The organism is Segatella copri (assembly GCF_015074785.1).
GTDB lineage: Bacteria > Bacteroidota > Bacteroidia > Bacteroidales > Bacteroidaceae > Prevotella.
Window position 1 is genome coordinate 2,611,458 of the sequence record NZ_CP042464.1, and the last position, 17,933, is coordinate 2,629,390.

Genomic DNA, 17,933 nt, shown 5'->3' on the forward strand with positions numbered 1-17,933 from the left:
TTCACTCTTCACTTTATAAATCTAGCAATCCCTCAGGAATTGCCATTCTGATTTCTTTCTTTTCAGCACTCACCTCTTCGATGAGGTCGTTGCTGGCAGGGATGAGGATTTCATCACCTGCATCGGTTGTTACCTCGAAAAGAAGATTGAGAGTGGAATCGTCTACATGATCAATGGTTCCTACCACCTTGCCGCTTACGGCATCTACCAGATGGAAACCGATGATTTCTGCCCAGCTCATGTTCTCTTCGTCACTGTCAGAGAGATGACGTGGGAAGAAAACCTCGCAACCGGTATAGTTGCGTGCCTGCTCCTGGGTATCGATATCCTCAAACTTCACGAGCACATTCTCATCGTTCTTAAAACGATATTCCTCTAAATAGAAAGGCACGAGGATGCCATCGATGTCGAGTACCAGGTACTCGGCATCTACACGGTCGAAAACATCATCTGTAATGGCGAAAGTAATCTCGCCCTTCACGCCATGAGGTTTTCCCAACTTGCCTATCTTATATACTTCGTCGCGTCTAATCATTCAACATTCAACATTTAACATTTAACATTGATTAATCACTGACACGGGTTATCTTGGCACCCAGCGCATTAAGGCGATGCTCGATATCCTCATAACCACGGTCTATCTGGGCAATATTGGCAATGCGGCTGGTACCGTTGGCACTCATGGCAGCAATCAGCAGGGCTATACCGGCACGGATATCAGGACTGGTCATTCTGCCAGCACGCAGTTTGATCTTATGGTCATGACCAACCACCACAGCACGGTGAGGATCACAGAGAATAATCTGCGCACCCATATCAATCAGTTTATCCACGAAGAAGAGGCGGCTCTCGAACATCTTCTGATGGAAGAGGACGCTGCCACGAGCCTGGGTAGCCACTACGAGGAGCACGGAAAGAAGGTCAGGAGTGAGTCCTGGCCAAGGGGCATCGGCAAGCGTCATGATGGTGCCGTCAATAAATGAATCGATGACATAATGTTTCTGTTCTGGAATCACAAGGTCATCGTTCTCTATCTTTATCTTCACTCCCAGGCGGCGGAATGCATCAGGAATAATGCCCAAATCCTTGACAGACACATTCTTGATGCGCACACCTTCGCCACACATTGCCGCCATGCCGATGAATGAACCTACCTCAATCATATCAGGCAAGATGCGATGCTCGGCACCATGCAGTTTATCAACACCCACGATGGTGAGCAGGTTGCTGGCGATGCCGCTGATCTGAGCGCCCATCGCATTGAGCAGATGGCAGAGCTGCTGGATATATGGTTCGCAAGCTGCATTATAAATGGTGGTAGTGCCCTTTGCCAATACTGATGCCATGATGATATTGGCGGTACCGGTAACCGAAGCCTCATCAAGCAACATATAGCAGCCCTTCAGCTTCTTTGCCTGTATCTGGTAAACATTACGCTCATCATCGTGAACGAAGTTGGCGCCCAGATACTTGAAGCCCAGGAAGTGGGTATCCAGACGGCGACGACCTATCTTATCGCCACCCGGCTGAGCTATGGTAGCCTTGCCACATCTACCGAGCAGCGGACCTATCATGAGCACACTACCACGAAGAGAAGAACATTTCTTCACAAACTCCAGACTGTCGAGATAATCGAGTTTCAACTCATCACTTTGGAATGTATAGTCGTGACGACTGTGCTTGGTTACCTTGACACCTATCTCCTGGAGCAACTTAATCAGGTTGTTCACATCCAGGATGTCCGGCACGTTGGTGATGCGCACAGGCTCGTCGGTAAGGATTGTGGTACAGATAACCTGCAGGGCCTCGTTCTTGGCGCCCTGAGGTGTGATAGTACCTTTGAGCGGATGACCGCCCTCTATGATGAAAGACTCCATAAGCTTGTCTACTATATATAATAATGTGGATTACTTTTTCTTCTTATTATTATTTACATTCTTAGGCTGTGCCTCAATCTTCTCGAAAACGAAAGTATCGAGATCGAGCTGGATGTTGCCATCGGTAAAACGTGCCAGATCGGAAGCTACCTTGGCTACATCACTGGAGCCATGGCTCCAGGTTACCAGGTCGCGATGCATCTGGTTGGCAGTAAGTTCCACGAGTTTATCGCGCTCCTCACTTGGTTCCATCGTCTTCAGCTTTTCAAAAATCTCGAAGAGCATAGCTCCATAATGGCGCACCGGGATGGGCTGCATAGGATATGGCAAAGGCTCCGGCTTGGTTGCTATCTTCACAGCATCCGATACATCATAAGGGAAATCGATGTCGAGCTGGAAATTGCTCATGATGGCAAGCTGGTCCCAGAGTTTCTGCTCATGGTCCTCTACCCCTCTGTTCTCAGGGAACATACGGTCCATGACTGCAATAATGGTCTCTGCACAGCGCTGGCGCTCTTCACGGTCGGTAAGCGTCAGACAATGGTCTACCATCTGCTGAATCTCACGGCCATACTCTGGCAGAATGAGCTTAGCTCTCTGGGTATTATAGTCTAATCCTTCTATATTCATTCTTACAATATTTTATATAATCAATAATTCTAGAGCAGTTTCTTTGGCATCTTAGCCACGAAATCCTTGAGATAGAAAGGCACGAAATATGCCACATCTTCGAATTTGCCCTCTACAAAACGCTTCTCTGCCAGCGGAGCCATATTCTTAGCCAAAGGCTCAATGCCCTCTACGAGGTGAGCATTCGGATGGTTGATGGTCTCCATACACTTGGCAGCGCCATTTCCGAAGAAGTACACATGATGCTGGTCCAGATATTCCTTGTAGGTATCAGCATCCACAATATCTGCCTGAATAGGGCGAACCACCTTCAGGGCGCGGTCGAGCACTTCGGCATATACCTCCATGCGACGGGCGTCGAGCATAGGTACGATGAGGGCGTCTTCCTCCTCAGGATGTTCGCCAAGCAATACAGGCACTGCCATCAGTTCGAGTGTTGGAACAGCGATGAGTTTCACACCGCGACCATAACAGATGCCCTTCGCCATACTCACACCGATACGCAATCCGGTATAGGAACCCGGACCACAACTTACCGCCACAGCCTCCAGCGGAAGACCATGAGAATCGAGGAAATCAAGAGCCTCATCCACAAACACACCCAACTTAACAGCATGGTTCGGACCAGTGTGATCTTCCTGGTTGAAAATCACCTGTCCACTATCACTAATTGCCACTGAGCACACGTCCGTACTCGTCTCAATATTCAAAATACACGACATAATAAAAAAATATATTCTTAAATAAGGTGCAAATATACTCATTTTCTCGCTTTTTTTTGTACTTTTGCAGAAATTTAACGCGAAAGATTATATGATACAGTCAATGACAGGCTTCGGAAAAGCTACCGCGGCCTTTAAAACAAAGAAGATTAATGTAGAGATAAAGTCATTAAATAGCAAGACGCTTGACCTCTCTACTCGTATTGCTCCGCTCTATAGAGAGAAGGAGATGGAAATCCGTCAGTATATCTCTAAAAATCTAGAAAGAGGCAAGGTTGACTTCGCCATCTGGATTGATAAGGATGCTACTACAGATGCCACTCCTATCAACGCGGCACTTGTACAGAATTATTACCAGCAAATCAAGAAGATTTCGGCTGAAACAGGCATTCCCGAGCCAACCGACTGGTACAGCACTCTGTTGCGTCTTCCTGATGTAACAACGAAGACGGATGTGGAAGAATTGAGCGACGAGGAGTGGGAAGTGGCAAAAAATGCAATTTGCGAGGCTGTGAACCATCTCGTAGCCTTCCGCAAGCAGGAAGGAGCCGCTCTTCAGAAGAAATTCACAGAGAAGGTGGATAACATCCAGGCGCTCCTTGCCAGCATCGAACCATACGAGAAGGCTCGCGTGGAGAAAATCAGACAGAACATTGTTAACGGCCTGCAGCAGATTCCGAATGTGGATTACGACAAGAACCGCCTGGAGCAGGAGCTCATCTACTACATCGAGAAGCTCGACATCAGCGAGGAGAAGCAGCGCCTTGCCAACCACCTGAAGTATTTCCGCGAGACCATGAATGAGGAAGATCATGGTGTAGGAAAAAAACTCGGTTTTATCGCACAGGAAATGGGACGCGAAATCAACACCACCGGCTCTAAGAGCAACCAGGCTGAGATGCAGAACATCGTGGTGAAGATGAAGGACGAACTGGAGCAGATCAAGGAGCAGGTGCTGAATGCTCTTTAATAAAGTGAAGAACGAAGAGTGAAAAGTGAAGAATTCATTTGCTTTACTAATCATAAAGTTCAAAGTTCAATATTCAAAGTTCAAAGTAAAATGAAGAACGGATTGTTAATTTTCAGCGCCCCATCGGGCAGCGGTAAGAGCACAATAGTAAACTGGCTGATGAAAGAGCACCCAGAATTGAAGCTGGCTTTCTCTATCAGCTGCACCTCTCGTGCTCCGCGCGGTACAGAACAGAATGGTGTAGAGTATTTCTTCCTCTCTCCAGAGGAATTCAAGGCTAAGATTGAGGCTGACGAGTTCCTGGAGTATGAGGAGGTTTACCAGAACAGATTCTACGGCACCCTGAAGTCACAGGTAGAAAACCAGCTTGCCAAGGGCGAGTCGGTGATTTTCGATGTTGACGTGAAGGGTGGTGTAAACATCAAGAAGTTTTATGGCGAGCGTGCCTTGAGCATCTTTGTCCAGCCACCTTCGGTAGAAGAATTGCGCCGCCGTCTGGTTGGCCGCAATACTGATGCGCCTGAGGTTATCGAACAGCGCCTTGCCAAGGCAAGCTATGAGCTGACCTTTGCCCCTCAGTTTGACCACGTGGTCGTAAACGATGATTTGGAGAAGGCTCAGCAGGAGGTTTATCAGCTCGTCAAGACCTTCCTAGACGCAGAGTAAGAAATGAAGAAGGTAGGAATCTTTGGCGGTAGTTTCAACCCCATCCATACGGGCCATATCGCATTGGCGAAAAGCCTTTGCGAGAAGGTCTGCCTGGATGAGGTGTGGTTCATGGTTTCGCCCATGAACCCATTCAAGAAGACCGCTACCGACTTGCTCGACGACCAGCTGCGCCTGGAAATGGTAGAGAAAGCGCTGGAGCACGAGCCACAACTGAAGGCATGCGACTACGAGTTCTGCCTGCCTAAGCCATCTTATACCTGGCGCACACTGCAAGCCATCAGCAAGGATTACCCCAAAAACGAGTTCACCCTGCTGATTGGTGGTGACAACTGGGCTGCTTTCGACAAGTGGTACCACCACGACGACATCCTAGCCCACTATCCCATCGTGGTTTATCCGCGCCAGGGAGCCTGCATAGGCAATGTGCCAGAAGGCGTTACCATCGTAGAAACTCCACAGCTCAACATCAGTAGTACAGAAATCAGAAAGCGTATCAAAGAGGAGGAAAGCATCAGGGGAATGGTGCCGGAATGCATCGAGCAACTGGCTGTCAGAAACTACAGACAGCTCTAGGCATCCCTCTCTCCGAAAACGCTTAAAATCATATTTAAACAACAAACAGCAAAAAATGAGTTGGAAAGAAATCATTAAGAAGTGTCTGAACGTGGCTTCTGCGCCGATTCGCAGAAATGCCAACTTCTTTGTGTTCATGTACCTGCTGGGCATGATCAGTTCTATCGTGACTACACCAGCCAAGGGGACTTTATACGACAACCTGTTCCTGGAAGTCTTTGTCGACCTCTATGTTGTGTGTGCCGTTGTCGCCATCTTCCCCAAGAAGGTACGCTGGGGTCTGCGTGCCGTACTATACATTATATTATATAGTACAGCTGCCGCCGACACCTATTGCTACGTGAATTTCGGCTCTACGCTCAACCCTTCTATGCTGATGCTGGTGGGCGAGACCAACAGTTCGGAGGCTAGCAGTTTCCTCTCAGCCCTCATCTCTGCCGAGGTTCTCTTCAGTAGTGTGGGCTGGATCCTGCTTCTGGCTCTCATCCAGATTCTCATCGCCATCTTCCGCAAGCGACTCATCAAGCTATACGTTTTCATCATTACCGTTCTGGAGTTGGCTTCTGTCAAGAAACGGCTGATGGCTATCCCCCGCATGACTGCAGCCATGCCTGCCAGTTTCGGAATCCTATGCCTCATCATCTTCATCATAGGATGCTGCACCTCCTGGCACAACAAGATGGCTTACCATAAACTCATGAACGGTAGAACGATAGGCGAAGTAGAGCATATCCTGACAGAAAAGGATCATGCTGTACTCTATCTGCCTGTCTACCGACTCCAGTTCAGTATCTATGCCAACCAGCTGGCTGCGCATCAGATTACCCAACTCATTCATGCTGCCCACGAAGTAAAGGTTGACAGCTGCAGCTACCGCTCGCCAAACATCGTGCTGATTATCGGCGAAAGCTTCGGCCGCCATCATTCCCAGCAGTACGGCTATTTTATGGATACTACTCCACAGCAGGTAGCCTTGGAGAAATCGCGCAAACTCACCAAGTTTACCGATGTGGTAACCTGCTGGAACCTGACCAGTTTCGTTTTCAAGAACATGCTCTCTACCCATGTGGTAGGCGAGAAAGGCGAATGGTGCGACTATCCGCTCTTCCCTGAAGTGTTCCGAAAGGCAGGCTACAACGTAACCTTCATCACCAACGAATTCCTGCCACAGGCAAAGGAGGCTGTTTACGACTTCAGCGGCGGTTTCTTCCTGAACAACCCGGAACTGAGCAAAATTCAGTTTGACCATCGCAACACCCAGCTCCACGATTTGGACGACGGATTGCTGAAGGATTACGATGACAGTCTGAAGAACTTCCAGAAGGAGCACAACCTCACCATCTTCCACCTGATGGGCCAGCATGTAAACTATAAGCAGCGCTACCGCACGAAGCAAGCCCGGTTCTGGGCAAGCAGTTATGAAGACAAACGTCCTGAACTGACCAATGCCCAGCGCAAGATGCTGAGTCATTACGATAACGCCACCCTCTACAACGACTCTATCGTAGCCCAGATTGTAAAGCGTTTCCAAAAGCAGGATGCAATCGTCATCTACGTGCCCGACCATGGCGAGGAATGCTATGAAGAGAACCGTGGCTTCATCTGCCGTAACCATTCTGCAGAAATCGACTGGCCGCTGGCTCACTATGAGTTTGAAATTCCGTTCTGGATATACTGTTCGCCAAAATATATCAGGAACCACCGCGACATTTACCGTCAGATACGCAAGGCTAAGGACAAGCGCTTCATGACCGATGCCCTGCCTCATCTCCTGCTGTATCTAGCTGGCATTGAGACACCTACCTACAAGGAGGAATATAACATCCTGAGTCCGAAATATGACGAGATGCGACCACGTATCCTCAAAAACTCAGCCGACTACGACAAACTTCGTGATGCGCATTTGGAAAAGATAAAAAAGGAAGAAAGTAAAAAGGTAAAAAAGAAAGAAAGGAGAAACTGATTATGAATAGTGCTATTCTATCACGCCCGGCATGCAATGCCCTGAGAGGACTCGCCATTATCGGCATCTTCTTGCATAACTACTGCCATTGGCTGGGACCTATTGTCAAGGAGAACGAGTATCAATACTTCCAGCACAATGTTGACTGGCTGAATCAGGTAATGGTCAGCATGGACCTCAACCTGCCTGTGCACCTGCTCTCGTTCTTCGGCCATTACGGTGTGCCCGTATTCCTCTTTCTGAGTGCTTACGGACTGGTGATGAAATATGAGGCTAAACCTCATCTCTCTACCGAACAGCAGACCAGAATGTACAGCATCTCGGGCAAGAAGCTTACAGGAAGCATCAACTGGCGCGAGCCGCTCCACTTTATCCGCTATCACTATCTGAAGCTCTTCAAGATGATGATAGTAGGTTTCGTGGCATTCACGATGCTCGACCTTATCACGCCTGGCTCTCACCACTATGCAGCGCTCGACATCGTTGCGATGCTGGGCATGTTCAATAATGTATTGCCAAATCCGGATAACATTATCTGGCCGGGTCCGTACTGGTTCTTCGGTCTGATGCTGCAACTCTACATCGTCTATCGTCTGCTGCTCTATCGCCGCCATTGGGGATGGACTGCGGGACTGATGGTAATCTGCATCGTCATCCAGCTCCTCCTGGGCTTTGACAATCCTGAAAGTGAAGTGATGAACCGCTACCGCTACAACTTTATGGGCGGCATGTTGCCATTCGGTCTAGGCATCCTCTATGCCCGCTATGGCGAGAAGATTCTGATGACCTTCCATTCGCCTATCACCAATTTCTTTGGCTGCATCTTCTGCATCTCGCTGATTTACAGTCTGAGCGGCAGCATGGTTGGCTGGACCTTCGTGCCGTTCTTCTTCTGTCTGCTGAGCGTATTGGTAGCCGACCTTCTTCAGAACATCAGTTGGTTATCAGGCATTTATAAGGTATTAGAGTGGATGGGCAGCATATCAGCCGCTCTCTTCGTATGCCACCCTATCACCCGCAAGATATTCATCCCTATCAGCCGTCAGGGCGACATCTATGCCGGCCTGCTCCTCTATATCATATCGAGCATCTGTCTGGCATGGCTCTTCACCCAACTGATGAAGAAGATTCCAAACCCGAAATATTAAACAAAGAGACAAGCCAACATGTCAACACTATCAAATAAGAATATTGTTATGACCATTACATCCCTAACAATGGTCATAACCTTTATTGTCTATATTGAGCATCATCATTTCCTGGAAGAGCTATGTGTTCTATCAGGTGCCGCTAGCAGTCTCATAGCTAATATCACGCACAGCTATAACACCAATCTCGTCCTCATTATCAGCATCGTCATTGTTGCCCTGTTAGACATCATTATCTTTACTTATCAAATGAACCAGAAAAAAAAATTAACGATAAGAAGAATGAAAGGTGATATGAACGAGATACAGGCAGAAATAGCAACAACAAAAGACAATTATACCAAAAAACTGACTGAAGTATCCCAAAAACTGGAATTGCTTATCAAGAAAGACCAAACCGTAATCAACAGGCAGAAAGAAGAACTAGCCAGCAAAAACAACAGACTAAAGGAACATACAAAAGACATCGCAGCCATTAGTGACGGCTTAAAAAGTCTGTATTATATTCTGAATAATGAAGAGGATCTCAAGTTAGACAAGCAGCAGATAGAAAACATCACCAAATGCTACAGTTTGATAGACGAAGACTTTGTCACTCTTCTTGAGCATTTAAACGGAAAGCCAATCACCCCAAAAGAAGAAATGCTTTGCATCCTTTGGAGAATCGGAAAAGACAAGGAATCCGTGATGAAGATTCTAGGACTATCCAAAGACGGCTACCGACAATTGAAATTTCGCACACTGAAAAAACTCAAACAGGAAACTTCATTCAAACATTTTTGTGATAATTTGGAGTGATTTAACGAAAACAGCAAACTCTATCTAACGCTCTATCAAGTACTTAAACAATATACCCGCATAACGCCCTATTGTTTATTCCAAGAAAAAGCGTTATCTTTGCGCCAAATTATTCACCATTAAATGTTTTAAAATGAAAAAAGTATTATTTATTAAAATTATTTTCTTGGCATCAATTTGCTTCACTTTTACATCATGTAATAACAAAGAAGACATTGTATCAAACTCAACTTCATTAATAAAAGATGTCAGAGTTAGCAACCAAGAAGCTTTCTGGAATTCATTCGATAGTATTAATGCCATTTATTGTAATAAAGAAACTAATGAATGTGCAAAATTAACTAGACTAGAGTTAAGACCAGTCATAACAGGCGAAATGACAACTTTCAAAAAGAACAACTTTGTAGGAGGCAAAATCGCCGATCAATTAGGAAAAGTTGCTGGAGGCTGGTGCGGTAAATGGGCAGGAGGAGCCTTAGGAAGTTTAACAGGTAATCCAGCAATTACAGTTTTAGGAGTATGGGGAGGAAGACGCATTGGACAAGTAACTGGTGCTATTCTATGTTCTTACTTAGCCCAAAAGTATCTCTGCACCAAACACAACATATCCGCAAGCATAATATCTCTGAATTTAAATTCTGGAAATATTTATGTAGACAATGATTCCATGGGAATCATTCACAATAAAATATTATGTACCTTAACAAAACAAGACGCCAAATATTCCTTACCAAACAACCAAATTGATTGTGAATTAGTATATAAAGATTGTATAGATTTACTTAAGCAGCAAGGAATATATAATGATACTATTGCACTTGATTGCGACTACAAGGCAGACTTAATAAATTTCTGTAAAAATTCAGCCCCATGGATATCCTCATGCTATGAAGGAAATATATCTGGCAATGATGTTTTAGAAAAAGGAGCAGAAACATTACAAAAATCGTTTAATGTAAGTAATGAAGATATAAACGAGCTTAAAAAAGTTTGCAAGGGGACTATAAATAATAATAGCAAAAAATCTCCTCAACAAATAAACAACTATGCAAATGATGTCTCATCATTAATACAAAACAATCATAGTTTAAATGAAAAAGAAAAAGAAGATATTTCTTCATCATTAAGCGTTGGTCTAAACAGTTCTTTATATTGGGACTGTCTAGAAAAACAAATAAAAGATAATTAGCAGAACTTTCGCAAGTGACATTCTGAAGTCCCCAAAAGGGTGAATGTGAACAATCAGCGTGACATATCCAAAAGAAATGGAAGCAGCTATTATTGTGGTCCTTTTAGGGACAGCAGACTACTTGCGAAAGTTGAATAATGAGTCCACTTGAAAAAGTCATTTTTACGAAAACGTGCCATTGATTGTCAATAAGTTACAAAGACAAAAAATATGATTCGGGACTTTTTCAAGTGGACTCAATAATAACAGCAAAGAAAATGACAGATATTCTTGTTCTTATATTGACCCTTCTCATCGCATGGGGTGCCTATACACTGGTAGGCAAAGATAGTAATGAAAAAAGCAAAGGCATATTGAGTTTGGCTTATATCTTCTGCATCATGACCGCCATGGAATTTTATCAGGGAGGTTTAGTGGGATGCATCATTATTTTAGGCATTGCGCTGGCAATGATATGCCTTCGATATTTATGGAAGTCTGGACACAAACTTCCATGGACAATAACCCTTCTTGCCGAATGGACTTTCCCCATCGTCTTCTACAATACACTGGATAAATTCAGCGGACTTTCCAGCGGAATATGTCTAGCAATTACACTTGCCTCTATCCTCATCGGATTAGGAATTATCGTTTTTATCATCTTCAAACAAGAAAAATAACTTCTTTCCTTTCGTTGAATCATTTTTTTTATGTATTTTTGCACAGAAGTATATAAAAAAAAGCATGAATTGGAAGATTAAAGATATAGAACTGGCGAATATTAGCCGGTTTCGCGGCGAGTTGATGGGAGCAGCCATGCTGTTCATCATCCTCTTTCATGTGGGATTGCCTAGAGAAGATGCCTTTTTCGGGCTTCGCAGAATGGGCAATGTCGGTGTAGACATGTTCCTCTTTCTCAGCGGAATAGGTCTCTGGTTCTCGTGGATGAAGAATCCTTCTGCCAAGCATTTCTTCATCCGCCGTTATCTGCGCATCTACCCTACCTGGCTCATCATAGCCTGCCTCTTCTATATCCCTTCTTTCCAGGGCGGAAGCACCTGGAACTGGATCTATCTCTTTGGCGAGATAACCATCAACTGGGGGTTCTGGCTGCATGATGAGCTCAACTTCTGGTACATACCGGCTACGATGATGCTCTATCTCTTTGCCCCTGCCTACATGGAACTCATCAAGCGCCATCCTATCTACCGCTGGCTGCCGGTGGTAATGATTATGTGGTGCATCCTGGTACAATATGTCACCCCGATACATCAGGCTGTAGGACACCTGGAGATTTTCTGGAGCCGCGTACCTATCTTCTTCATCGGCATCAACATGGGTGAGATGGTAAGACAGAAACAGACGCTCGACGGTGCTTCGATATGGATGATATGGCTCATGTTCCTGATGACGCTGCTGGCGAGCATCTTCCTGGAACAGGAGAAGCACGGCATGTTTCCGCTCTTCCTCGAACGCATGCTCTATATCCCGCTTACCATCACCAGCATCCTGCTGCTGAACCGCATCTTCCGCCGCACACCGAGCTGGTTTAACAAGGGGTTCATGTTTGTGGGAGCGCTGAGTCTGGAGTGTTATCTGCTACATATCCACTTCGTTCTGAAATACATTGAACCATATCATTTAGGCTATTGGCCTACCTTCTTCATCTGTATAGGCATCACCCTGCCTACAGCATGGATTCTGAGCAAGATAGCCGGATGGATTTCTAAAGAGTTAGCTAAGTTTATCAAGTAAAAAGGAGTTTATTTATTAAGAAAAATAGGAGTTTTATGAACGAGAATAAAGAAGACAGTAAAGGTTTTGCTGCGCTGCTGCGACTGGTTCGCCCGAAGCAATGGATCAAGAATGGCTTTATCTTCTTACCGCTGTTCTTTGGCGGCGCCCTGTTGCATACAGATGCTCTGCTGGCGGGTCTGATTACTTTCTTCGCCTACAGTTTTGCCGCATCGAGCATCTATTGTTTCAACGATATCTATGATGTGGAGGCCGACCGCCGCCACCCGGTCAAGTGCCATCGTCCGATAGCATCGGGAGCGGTCAGCATCAAACAGGCATACGGACTGATGTTCCTGATGTTTGCCCTCTCTATGGGTATATGCAGCCTGCTCGGATCATGGGAGACAATGGGAATCATCATCTTCTATTGGTTTCTGAATCTCGGCTACTGCGCCAAATTCAAGCAATATGCCATCATCGATGTGTGTATCGTGGCTTTCGGTTTCGTACTCCGTCTGCTGGCAGGTGGTGTAGCTACGGGCATCGTACTCAGTAAGTGGATTGTGCTGATGACCTTCCTCATCACCCTCTTCATGAGTTTTGCCAAGCGCCGCGATGATGTGCTGCGCATGGAGAAGACGGGCGAGGCTCCCCGCAAGAATACCATCCGTTACAACCTCACTTTCATCAACCAGGCTATCACGATTACGGCTTCCGTAACCCTGGTATGTTACATCATGTATACGGTGAGTCCGGAGGTGATTGATAATTTCCATACTGATTATCTCTATCTTACGAGTGTCTTTGTGCTGGTAGGTTTGCTGAGATACATCCAGATAGCTGTGGTAGACCAGAAGAGTGGTGACCCTACGAAGATTATCCTGCGCGACCGCATCACCCAGTTTATCGTGCTCGCCTGGTTGCTCTCCTTCCTGATCCTTATTTATATCGTATAAGAAAATGAAGAAAAAATTATATTGTTTCGATTTCGACGGAACGCTGACAACAAGCGATACCCTGCTGGAATTCATCAGATATGCCAAGGGTACCGGTCGTTTTCTGATGGTTTTCCTGATGTACAGTCCGCTCCTGGTACTGATGAAGCTGCATCTCTTTCCCAACTGGAAGGCGAAGCAACTCATCTTTGCCCATCTTTTTGCCGGCATGCGTATCGAGAAGTTTGATGCGCTCTGCCGCGATTTTGCCGAAGAATACCAGCATCTGTTGCGCCCCAAAGGTGTTACGCTGGTACACGAAGCCCTGGTTGCAGGTGCTCAGGTTTTCATCGTGAGTGCCAGCATCGACAATTGGGTCCGCCCGTTCTTTAAAGTTCGCGGCCTGGATGGAGTCAGGGTTTTAGGCACCCAGATAGAAGTGATTGACGGGAGACTTACCGGCAAGTTCAAGAGCAACAACTGTTATGGCGAGGAAAAGGTACATCGCATCTGCGAGGCACTGACCACCACTACCGCCAATGCCTACGGTACCCCCTCGTTATCTTTCGACCGCACGCAATATGATATTGAGGCATTTGGCGACAGCCGAGGCGACAAGGAGATGCTCGCCTTCGCCAACAAAGGACATTACAAGCCCTTCAGAATCTAGAAACGAGCCTGTATCTTGCCAACTACCCATGTACGGCGAAACGCCGTATCAAGTATATCAACTAACTGATTTACAACATATTATTTATTATAAAACAAATAAAAAAAAATAATTTAGCCAAACCGATGATTTTCAACTCGGTTTGGCTAAAGATGATATTATATTTACTTACCGAAAGAAAGAGTTTTCACTTGGAAGGCATTGCCTGCACCCGTAACATTAGCATTGTAACTAATCTCGTAACATTTGCCATCTTTACCCATAAAATAGACCTCATCAGTTGGGATGACTCCATTAGGGCACATCACTGCCAAGAGTTTGGTAAGAATGATAGAAGGGGCGCATTCTATTTGCTGTGCAGCTTTACCCAACATATTGTCTTTGCTTTTCACATACGCCTTGAATACCAATTCTTCATCACCCATATCATTTTCCAGTTTCACAAGAGCACCAGAGAAAACACCTTTCATATTAGGTCTAAGCTCAACTTCCACATTGGCACGAGCCACCAACACATAGTTATTGACAATGAAAGGTATGCAAACCGAAACCATATTGTTCTCATTGTCAGCCTTAGCTATAACCTTTATTCCATCGGGACGTCGATAAACATGAGAGAACTGGATTTTTTGTCCGTAAGCCATTCTATCATTTTCTCCATCCCAGAACTTAGTTGTTGGAACAGTAAGAGAAGTCAATGGGTCTGCATTACGATCAACATCCACAACCTTACAGAAATCACCCTTTACCCAAGCAAATTTAGCATTAGCCTGTCCCGGATTTCCGGCATATTCCCCAGCTGTAACAAGTACATTATACCACCCATTCTGAGAATCCAACTGATTTGCAGCAACTGGCAAATAGCTATTTTTGGCAGGATGAAAAGGCTCTACATAAGCACCTGTCATCGAGTTGGCACGGTACAGCTTTCCCTCAGTGTCAGAGAAATATATCTTAGTATAGGTATCAATAGAGCCACCATCCGAATTCCAAGTCATCACTTTCCCACTCGTGGCATTAGGCAATCTACGCACATTAACACCATCGGAGGTTATTTTGACAAAACGATTAGTCGCTGGAATCTTTGCAGTAAACTGTTGTGCAGAGACGCCTTGCGCCATCCCCAAGAACAATGCCATCGTTGCTATCTTAGCAGCAAAGGATTTAGAAAACATCATCTGTTTCATAATTGAATGCTTTTAAATGAGTGAATGTTATTGATAATAAACAATGGTTCTGAACTCTATCCATGATGCACCTGCCGAAGGTTTTGCCAAACGCTTGATCCAATTACCCTTGGCATCCGTATTCTGCACTTGATAAGTTACGCTGATTTTAGAAGTATTATCTTCCATCATGTCCTCTATAGAAGAAATTGAAGAAGACATTTTGCCTTCGGCATCATACTCGAATGTAGTTTCCACCATCGCACCAGCATCCTCATACGTGAACTTAGCCAGTTTGCCCTTGGCATCATACCCGAAAGTCTCTTCACCCGAACCTGGCGCATAGAAGCCATTATACAACGAGCCATAAACAGTTCTTCCCTTTGCATCTCGTTTTATTTCATTGTGAAGAGCGTTGCCACTTCTACCTTGCGCTGCAAACAGAATATCGTTCCATTTTTGGCAACGCCCAGCTTGAGAGAAAGTAATAACCTCCTTATTCGCAGTTTTAGAAAATCCTTTCTGCAAACAACCTGCCTTATGATTCACCCATGTACATTGCTTTACCTTGCCCTTCAGGTCAAACAGAGCTAAATCTCCCTGTGCACTAACAATACTTGGCAACACTGTAAACAATAAAGCCATTAACGTTTTCAATAAATTCTTTATCTTCATATCGTTTCTATTTTAAAGTTAATATTTCTTCAAAGGAGTCGCAAAGAGGCGGAAGCCTACATTCGAGTCACCTACACTTAAATCTATCCATCGCTCTTCATCACCCTCCATATCAGAGGTGGCATCCATATACCCCATACCAGCAACAGACATCTCAACATTTTTCGTCATCAATGCACGTGGGTCTAGAGCCTCATACTGTTTGGCTTTATCCTCCGTCACCTTCCTCCAATCAGCACACATCTCTGCTACGCCACCATACATATCATACAAACCATTCTCATCAGGAACAGCCTTAGGATAGCTTTTTATAGGGTGCAAAACGTTGAAACTGTTGTCTGCCGTCCATCCCATTTTACGTTTATCATTATTCCCCCCGCTATAAACCTCATGCCATTCTGCAATATTAGGTATTTTAAAACGCAACGGCCATTTTTTAACCTCTGCATAATGGTTAAGCGTATTGACGAACATCATGACACTTTCGAAAGGAAGTTGAGCTGCAGGAAAGTCGCTGTCCTTTTTCCATTGATACCAATTATTTGGATAAACCGCAGCCCATAATCCCTCTGTCGTTTCAGTTTCGGCAACATACATCGCATCGCCTGTTTCATTCAGGTATCTCTGCATTGTCAATTTCACACCGTTTACATCCAAGGTAAGTGTTTTTTCGCAAGCATCTGCATCTAGAATTTCATACCTATCTATATAAGTATCGCTATAATCTACAATGCCACACTTAGAGCACTTGCTCATTATACCTGAAACCTTCTTCATGTCATGATGTGGACAAGGAGCAGGGGCACCATACCACAAGATATTGCTATGCTCACCAAGATATCTACGATCTCCCGATTCATAATTTACCTCATAAAGTTTCTTTACCAGTTCCTTGACTTCTATGCCGTTGACAGGCGCAAGTTCTTTCTCTTCTTGATCTTCCTCATAGCCGATGAATGAAGACTCTGAATTTTCGGTTTCTGTCGGAGAAACGCTCTCGTCTTTATCTTTACAATTCGGATCTCGGTAAATGCGTCCATAAGGTATAGCCTTCTTAGACTTCTTTTCTTTTTGACATTTCCTGCATTTCCACTTTGAAAAATAAGCATGCCTCAACAAGCATTTCCCGACATGAATGCCACCATTAACCTCTTCATTAGGCACTCTTTTCCAAACATGCCAACAGGCACTTTCCTTGTTCATTGCAGTAACAACATGCCAATACAATATGGGATATTCACAGAAATTAATGCATTCTCCTTTTTCATTATATATATCCGTAAAGAAATAAATCGTATCTCTATCACCAACATTCTTACCAGCCAGTAAAGCCTCTCTATTACCTACGTGATTAAGAAAACCATCAGCCATTCTGACAAGAGAAAAACGATTCCAATTCTGACATTTCCTCTCTATACTCGATGTTTCAAAGACTGTTTCGCCAGGAGCTAAGCAATTATCATCGGGCTTATCTACCCCTACCTCAGGAAGAGCGCCTACGCTCTTCTGCTTGGAATACAGATAGAATTTGACTGGATATTTTCTATCCTTATCACGATACAATTTCACACTTACCGTAAAGTTTTGCAAGCTTGTAGGACTTTCAAAATCCTCAAAACCATTTTCATTTCCAATTTTTGGCAAGAAAGGAGTATAAGAAACCGTCAATGTAGGAGGAGTATGATGCGTCATAGGAAAGACATACCAATACTTAAAACTAAATGCCTCTTCCCGCTTATCTGTTTTAGGGGAGAAGTGGTATTTACTTCTAAAAGCCTTTCCATCTATATTTACCTTAGGATACTTATCATCTGTGTCGGCATTAGTTTCTCCCTTATAAACATCCAAGCTATAATACAGTTTGACGGGACCGTAATAGTTGGCACCATAATATTTTCTCATACTAGCCTCCATATCCTCATAATGAATCAACAAAGTAGTGGTATCAGGCATAGCCGGAAAAGTATAGACATCAGAGAAGAACAGGTTCTTCATATCTGGGTCGTTCCATATCTTCAGAACCATCTTATAGTCCACCTTCGGATATTGCGATTCCTTTATTCCATGAAACTTTATTCCCAACCTATAGTCATAATCTTTCCGGGCATAGTTGAAGGTTACTCCATTGTGAAATTTATAAGACAAGGAATACTGAGCCTTACTCGGGAACAAGGCGAGAACAGCAAATATAGTTAGCAACAAATATCTCTTCATTATATTATATTTTAATGA

General features: G+C 44.6%; 18 protein-coding genes. 11 read left to right on the forward strand and 7 right to left on the reverse strand.

Annotation, left to right across the window (positions count from 1 at the left end; all coding sequences use genetic code 11):
- Positions 1 to 13 precede the first annotated feature (13 nt).
- Genes rimM through tsaB form a run of 4 tightly spaced genes read right to left on the reverse strand, consistent with a single transcriptional unit; the run spans position 14 to position 3,229 of the window.
- Entirely contained in the window at positions 14 to 535 is a 522-nt protein-coding gene (gene rimM / locus FO447_RS10885) for a ribosome maturation factor RimM (protein WP_117586415.1), read from the reverse strand.
- A gap of 31 nt (positions 536 to 566) precedes the next feature.
- Positions 567 to 1,877, reverse strand: coding sequence for a UDP-N-acetylglucosamine 1-carboxyvinyltransferase (gene murA / locus FO447_RS10890; protein WP_200756311.1), 1,311 nt, complete (start codon positions 1,875 to 1,877; stop codon positions 567 to 569).
- A gap of 30 nt (positions 1,878 to 1,907) precedes the next feature.
- Entirely contained in the window at positions 1,908 to 2,507 is a 600-nt protein-coding gene (locus FO447_RS10895; RefSeq protein WP_200756313.1) for a DUF4290 domain-containing protein, read from the reverse strand.
- A 29-nt stretch (positions 2,508 to 2,536) separates the two neighbouring features.
- Positions 2,537 to 3,229 (reverse strand): tRNA (adenosine(37)-N6)-threonylcarbamoyltransferase complex dimerization subunit type 1 TsaB, encoded by a 693-nt coding sequence (gene tsaB / locus FO447_RS10900; RefSeq protein WP_040553267.1) that lies wholly within the window; start codon positions 3,227 to 3,229, stop codon positions 2,537 to 2,539.
- A gap of 91 nt (positions 3,230 to 3,320) precedes the next feature.
- Here tsaB and FO447_RS10905 point away from each other — a divergent pair, with 91 nt between their 5' ends.
- The 11 genes from FO447_RS10905 to FO447_RS10955 all read left to right on the forward strand — a co-directional run bounded on the left by FO447_RS10905 (position 3,321) and on the right by FO447_RS10955 (position 13,860).
- Positions 3,321 to 4,199 carry a YicC/YloC family endoribonuclease gene (locus FO447_RS10905; RefSeq protein ID WP_200756315.1) on the forward strand — a complete coding sequence of 293 codons (879 nt, stop codon included), beginning with the start codon at positions 3,321 to 3,323 and terminating at the stop codon, positions 4,197 to 4,199.
- A gap of 90 nt (positions 4,200 to 4,289) precedes the next feature.
- Complete coding sequence (gene gmk, locus FO447_RS10910; protein ID WP_144154954.1) at positions 4,290 to 4,865, forward strand: guanylate kinase; 576 nt, start codon at positions 4,290 to 4,292, stop codon at positions 4,863 to 4,865.
- Between the two features lie 3 nt (positions 4,866 to 4,868).
- The gene (gene nadD / locus FO447_RS10915) at positions 4,869 to 5,441 is read left to right on the forward strand and encodes a nicotinate (nicotinamide) nucleotide adenylyltransferase (RefSeq protein ID WP_200756317.1); all 573 of its coding nucleotides are present in this window, start codon (positions 4,869 to 4,871) and stop codon (positions 5,439 to 5,441) included.
- Between the two features lie 55 nt (positions 5,442 to 5,496).
- A complete protein-coding gene (locus FO447_RS10920) occupies positions 5,497 to 7,404 on the forward strand; it encodes a phosphoethanolamine transferase (RefSeq protein WP_200756319.1) in 1,908 nt (635 codons plus the stop codon).
- 2 nt (positions 7,405 to 7,406) lie between these two features.
- A complete protein-coding gene (locus FO447_RS10925) occupies positions 7,407 to 8,552 on the forward strand; it encodes an acyltransferase family protein (protein WP_200756321.1) in 1,146 nt (381 codons plus the stop codon).
- 18 nt (positions 8,553 to 8,570) lie between these two features.
- The gene (locus FO447_RS10930; protein ID WP_203031480.1) at positions 8,571 to 9,350 is read left to right on the forward strand and encodes a hypothetical protein; all 780 of its coding nucleotides are present in this window, start codon (positions 8,571 to 8,573) and stop codon (positions 9,348 to 9,350) included.
- A gap of 133 nt (positions 9,351 to 9,483) precedes the next feature.
- The gene (locus FO447_RS10935) at positions 9,484 to 10,539 is read left to right on the forward strand and encodes a hypothetical protein (protein ID WP_200756325.1); all 1,056 of its coding nucleotides are present in this window, start codon (positions 9,484 to 9,486) and stop codon (positions 10,537 to 10,539) included.
- Between the two features lie 257 nt (positions 10,540 to 10,796).
- A complete protein-coding gene (locus FO447_RS10940) occupies positions 10,797 to 11,198 on the forward strand; it encodes a hypothetical protein (protein WP_200756327.1) in 402 nt (133 codons plus the stop codon).
- A gap of 64 nt (positions 11,199 to 11,262) precedes the next feature.
- Positions 11,263 to 12,273 (forward strand): acyltransferase family protein, encoded by a 1,011-nt coding sequence (locus FO447_RS10945; RefSeq protein WP_200756329.1) that lies wholly within the window; start codon positions 11,263 to 11,265, stop codon positions 12,271 to 12,273.
- Positions 12,274 to 12,308: 35 nt separating this feature from the next.
- The gene (locus FO447_RS10950; RefSeq protein WP_200756331.1) at positions 12,309 to 13,211 is read left to right on the forward strand and encodes a decaprenyl-phosphate phosphoribosyltransferase; all 903 of its coding nucleotides are present in this window, start codon (positions 12,309 to 12,311) and stop codon (positions 13,209 to 13,211) included.
- 4 nt (positions 13,212 to 13,215) lie between these two features.
- Positions 13,216 to 13,860, forward strand: coding sequence for an HAD family hydrolase (locus FO447_RS10955; protein ID WP_200756333.1), 645 nt, complete (start codon positions 13,216 to 13,218; stop codon positions 13,858 to 13,860).
- Positions 13,861 to 14,024: 164 nt separating this feature from the next.
- Here FO447_RS10955 and FO447_RS10960 read toward each other — a convergent pair whose 3' ends face one another.
- Genes FO447_RS10960 through FO447_RS10970 form a run of 3 tightly spaced genes read right to left on the reverse strand, consistent with a single transcriptional unit; the run spans position 14,025 to position 17,915 of the window.
- Entirely contained in the window at positions 14,025 to 15,047 is a 1,023-nt protein-coding gene (locus tag FO447_RS10960; protein ID WP_200756335.1) for a hypothetical protein, read from the reverse strand.
- Positions 15,048 to 15,074: 27 nt separating this feature from the next.
- Positions 15,075 to 15,671, reverse strand: a complete 597-nt coding sequence (locus FO447_RS10965; RefSeq protein WP_200756337.1) for a hypothetical protein — start codon at positions 15,669 to 15,671, stop codon at positions 15,075 to 15,077.
- A 48-nt stretch (positions 15,672 to 15,719) separates the two neighbouring features.
- A complete protein-coding gene (locus FO447_RS10970; protein ID WP_200756342.1) occupies positions 15,720 to 17,915 on the reverse strand; it encodes an SUMF1/EgtB/PvdO family nonheme iron enzyme in 2,196 nt (731 codons plus the stop codon).
- Between the last annotated feature and the right edge of the window lie 18 nt (positions 17,916 to 17,933).

Excerpts from the sequence above, each read along its gene's own strand:
- rimM (WP_117586415.1), bottom strand. The coding sequence starts at position 535 with ATGATTAGACGCGACGAAGTATATAAGATAGGCAAGTTGGGAAAACCT.
- murA (WP_200756311.1), bottom strand. The coding sequence starts at position 1,877 with ATGGAGTCTTTCATCATAGAGGGCGGTCATCCGCTCAAAGGTACTATC.
- FO447_RS10895 (WP_200756313.1), bottom strand. The coding sequence starts at position 2,507 with ATGAATATAGAAGGATTAGACTATAATACCCAGAGAGCTAAGCTCATT.
- tsaB (WP_040553267.1), bottom strand. The coding sequence starts at position 3,229 with ATGTCGTGTATTTTGAATATTGAGACGAGTACGGACGTGTGCTCAGTG.
- FO447_RS10905 (WP_200756315.1), top strand. The coding sequence starts at position 3,321 with ATGATACAGTCAATGACAGGCTTCGGAAAAGCTACCGCGGCCTTTAAA.
- gmk (WP_144154954.1), top strand. The coding sequence starts at position 4,290 with ATGAAGAACGGATTGTTAATTTTCAGCGCCCCATCGGGCAGCGGTAAG.
- nadD (WP_200756317.1), top strand. The coding sequence starts at position 4,869 with ATGAAGAAGGTAGGAATCTTTGGCGGTAGTTTCAACCCCATCCATACG.
- FO447_RS10920 (WP_200756319.1), top strand. The coding sequence starts at position 5,497 with ATGAGTTGGAAAGAAATCATTAAGAAGTGTCTGAACGTGGCTTCTGCG.
- FO447_RS10925 (WP_200756321.1), top strand. The coding sequence starts at position 7,407 with ATGAATAGTGCTATTCTATCACGCCCGGCATGCAATGCCCTGAGAGGA.
- FO447_RS10930 (WP_203031480.1), top strand. The coding sequence starts at position 8,571 with ATGTCAACACTATCAAATAAGAATATTGTTATGACCATTACATCCCTA.
- FO447_RS10935 (WP_200756325.1), top strand. The coding sequence starts at position 9,484 with ATGAAAAAAGTATTATTTATTAAAATTATTTTCTTGGCATCAATTTGC.
- FO447_RS10940 (WP_200756327.1), top strand. The coding sequence starts at position 10,797 with ATGACAGATATTCTTGTTCTTATATTGACCCTTCTCATCGCATGGGGT.
- FO447_RS10945 (WP_200756329.1), top strand. The coding sequence starts at position 11,263 with ATGAATTGGAAGATTAAAGATATAGAACTGGCGAATATTAGCCGGTTT.
- FO447_RS10950 (WP_200756331.1), top strand. The coding sequence starts at position 12,309 with ATGAACGAGAATAAAGAAGACAGTAAAGGTTTTGCTGCGCTGCTGCGA.
- FO447_RS10955 (WP_200756333.1), top strand. The coding sequence starts at position 13,216 with ATGAAGAAAAAATTATATTGTTTCGATTTCGACGGAACGCTGACAACA.
- FO447_RS10960 (WP_200756335.1), bottom strand. The coding sequence starts at position 15,047 with ATGAAACAGATGATGTTTTCTAAATCCTTTGCTGCTAAGATAGCAACG.
- FO447_RS10965 (WP_200756337.1), bottom strand. The coding sequence starts at position 15,671 with ATGGCTTTATTGTTTACAGTGTTGCCAAGTATTGTTAGTGCACAGGGA.
- FO447_RS10970 (WP_200756342.1), bottom strand. The coding sequence starts at position 17,915 with ATGAAGAGATATTTGTTGCTAACTATATTTGCTGTTCTCGCCTTGTTC.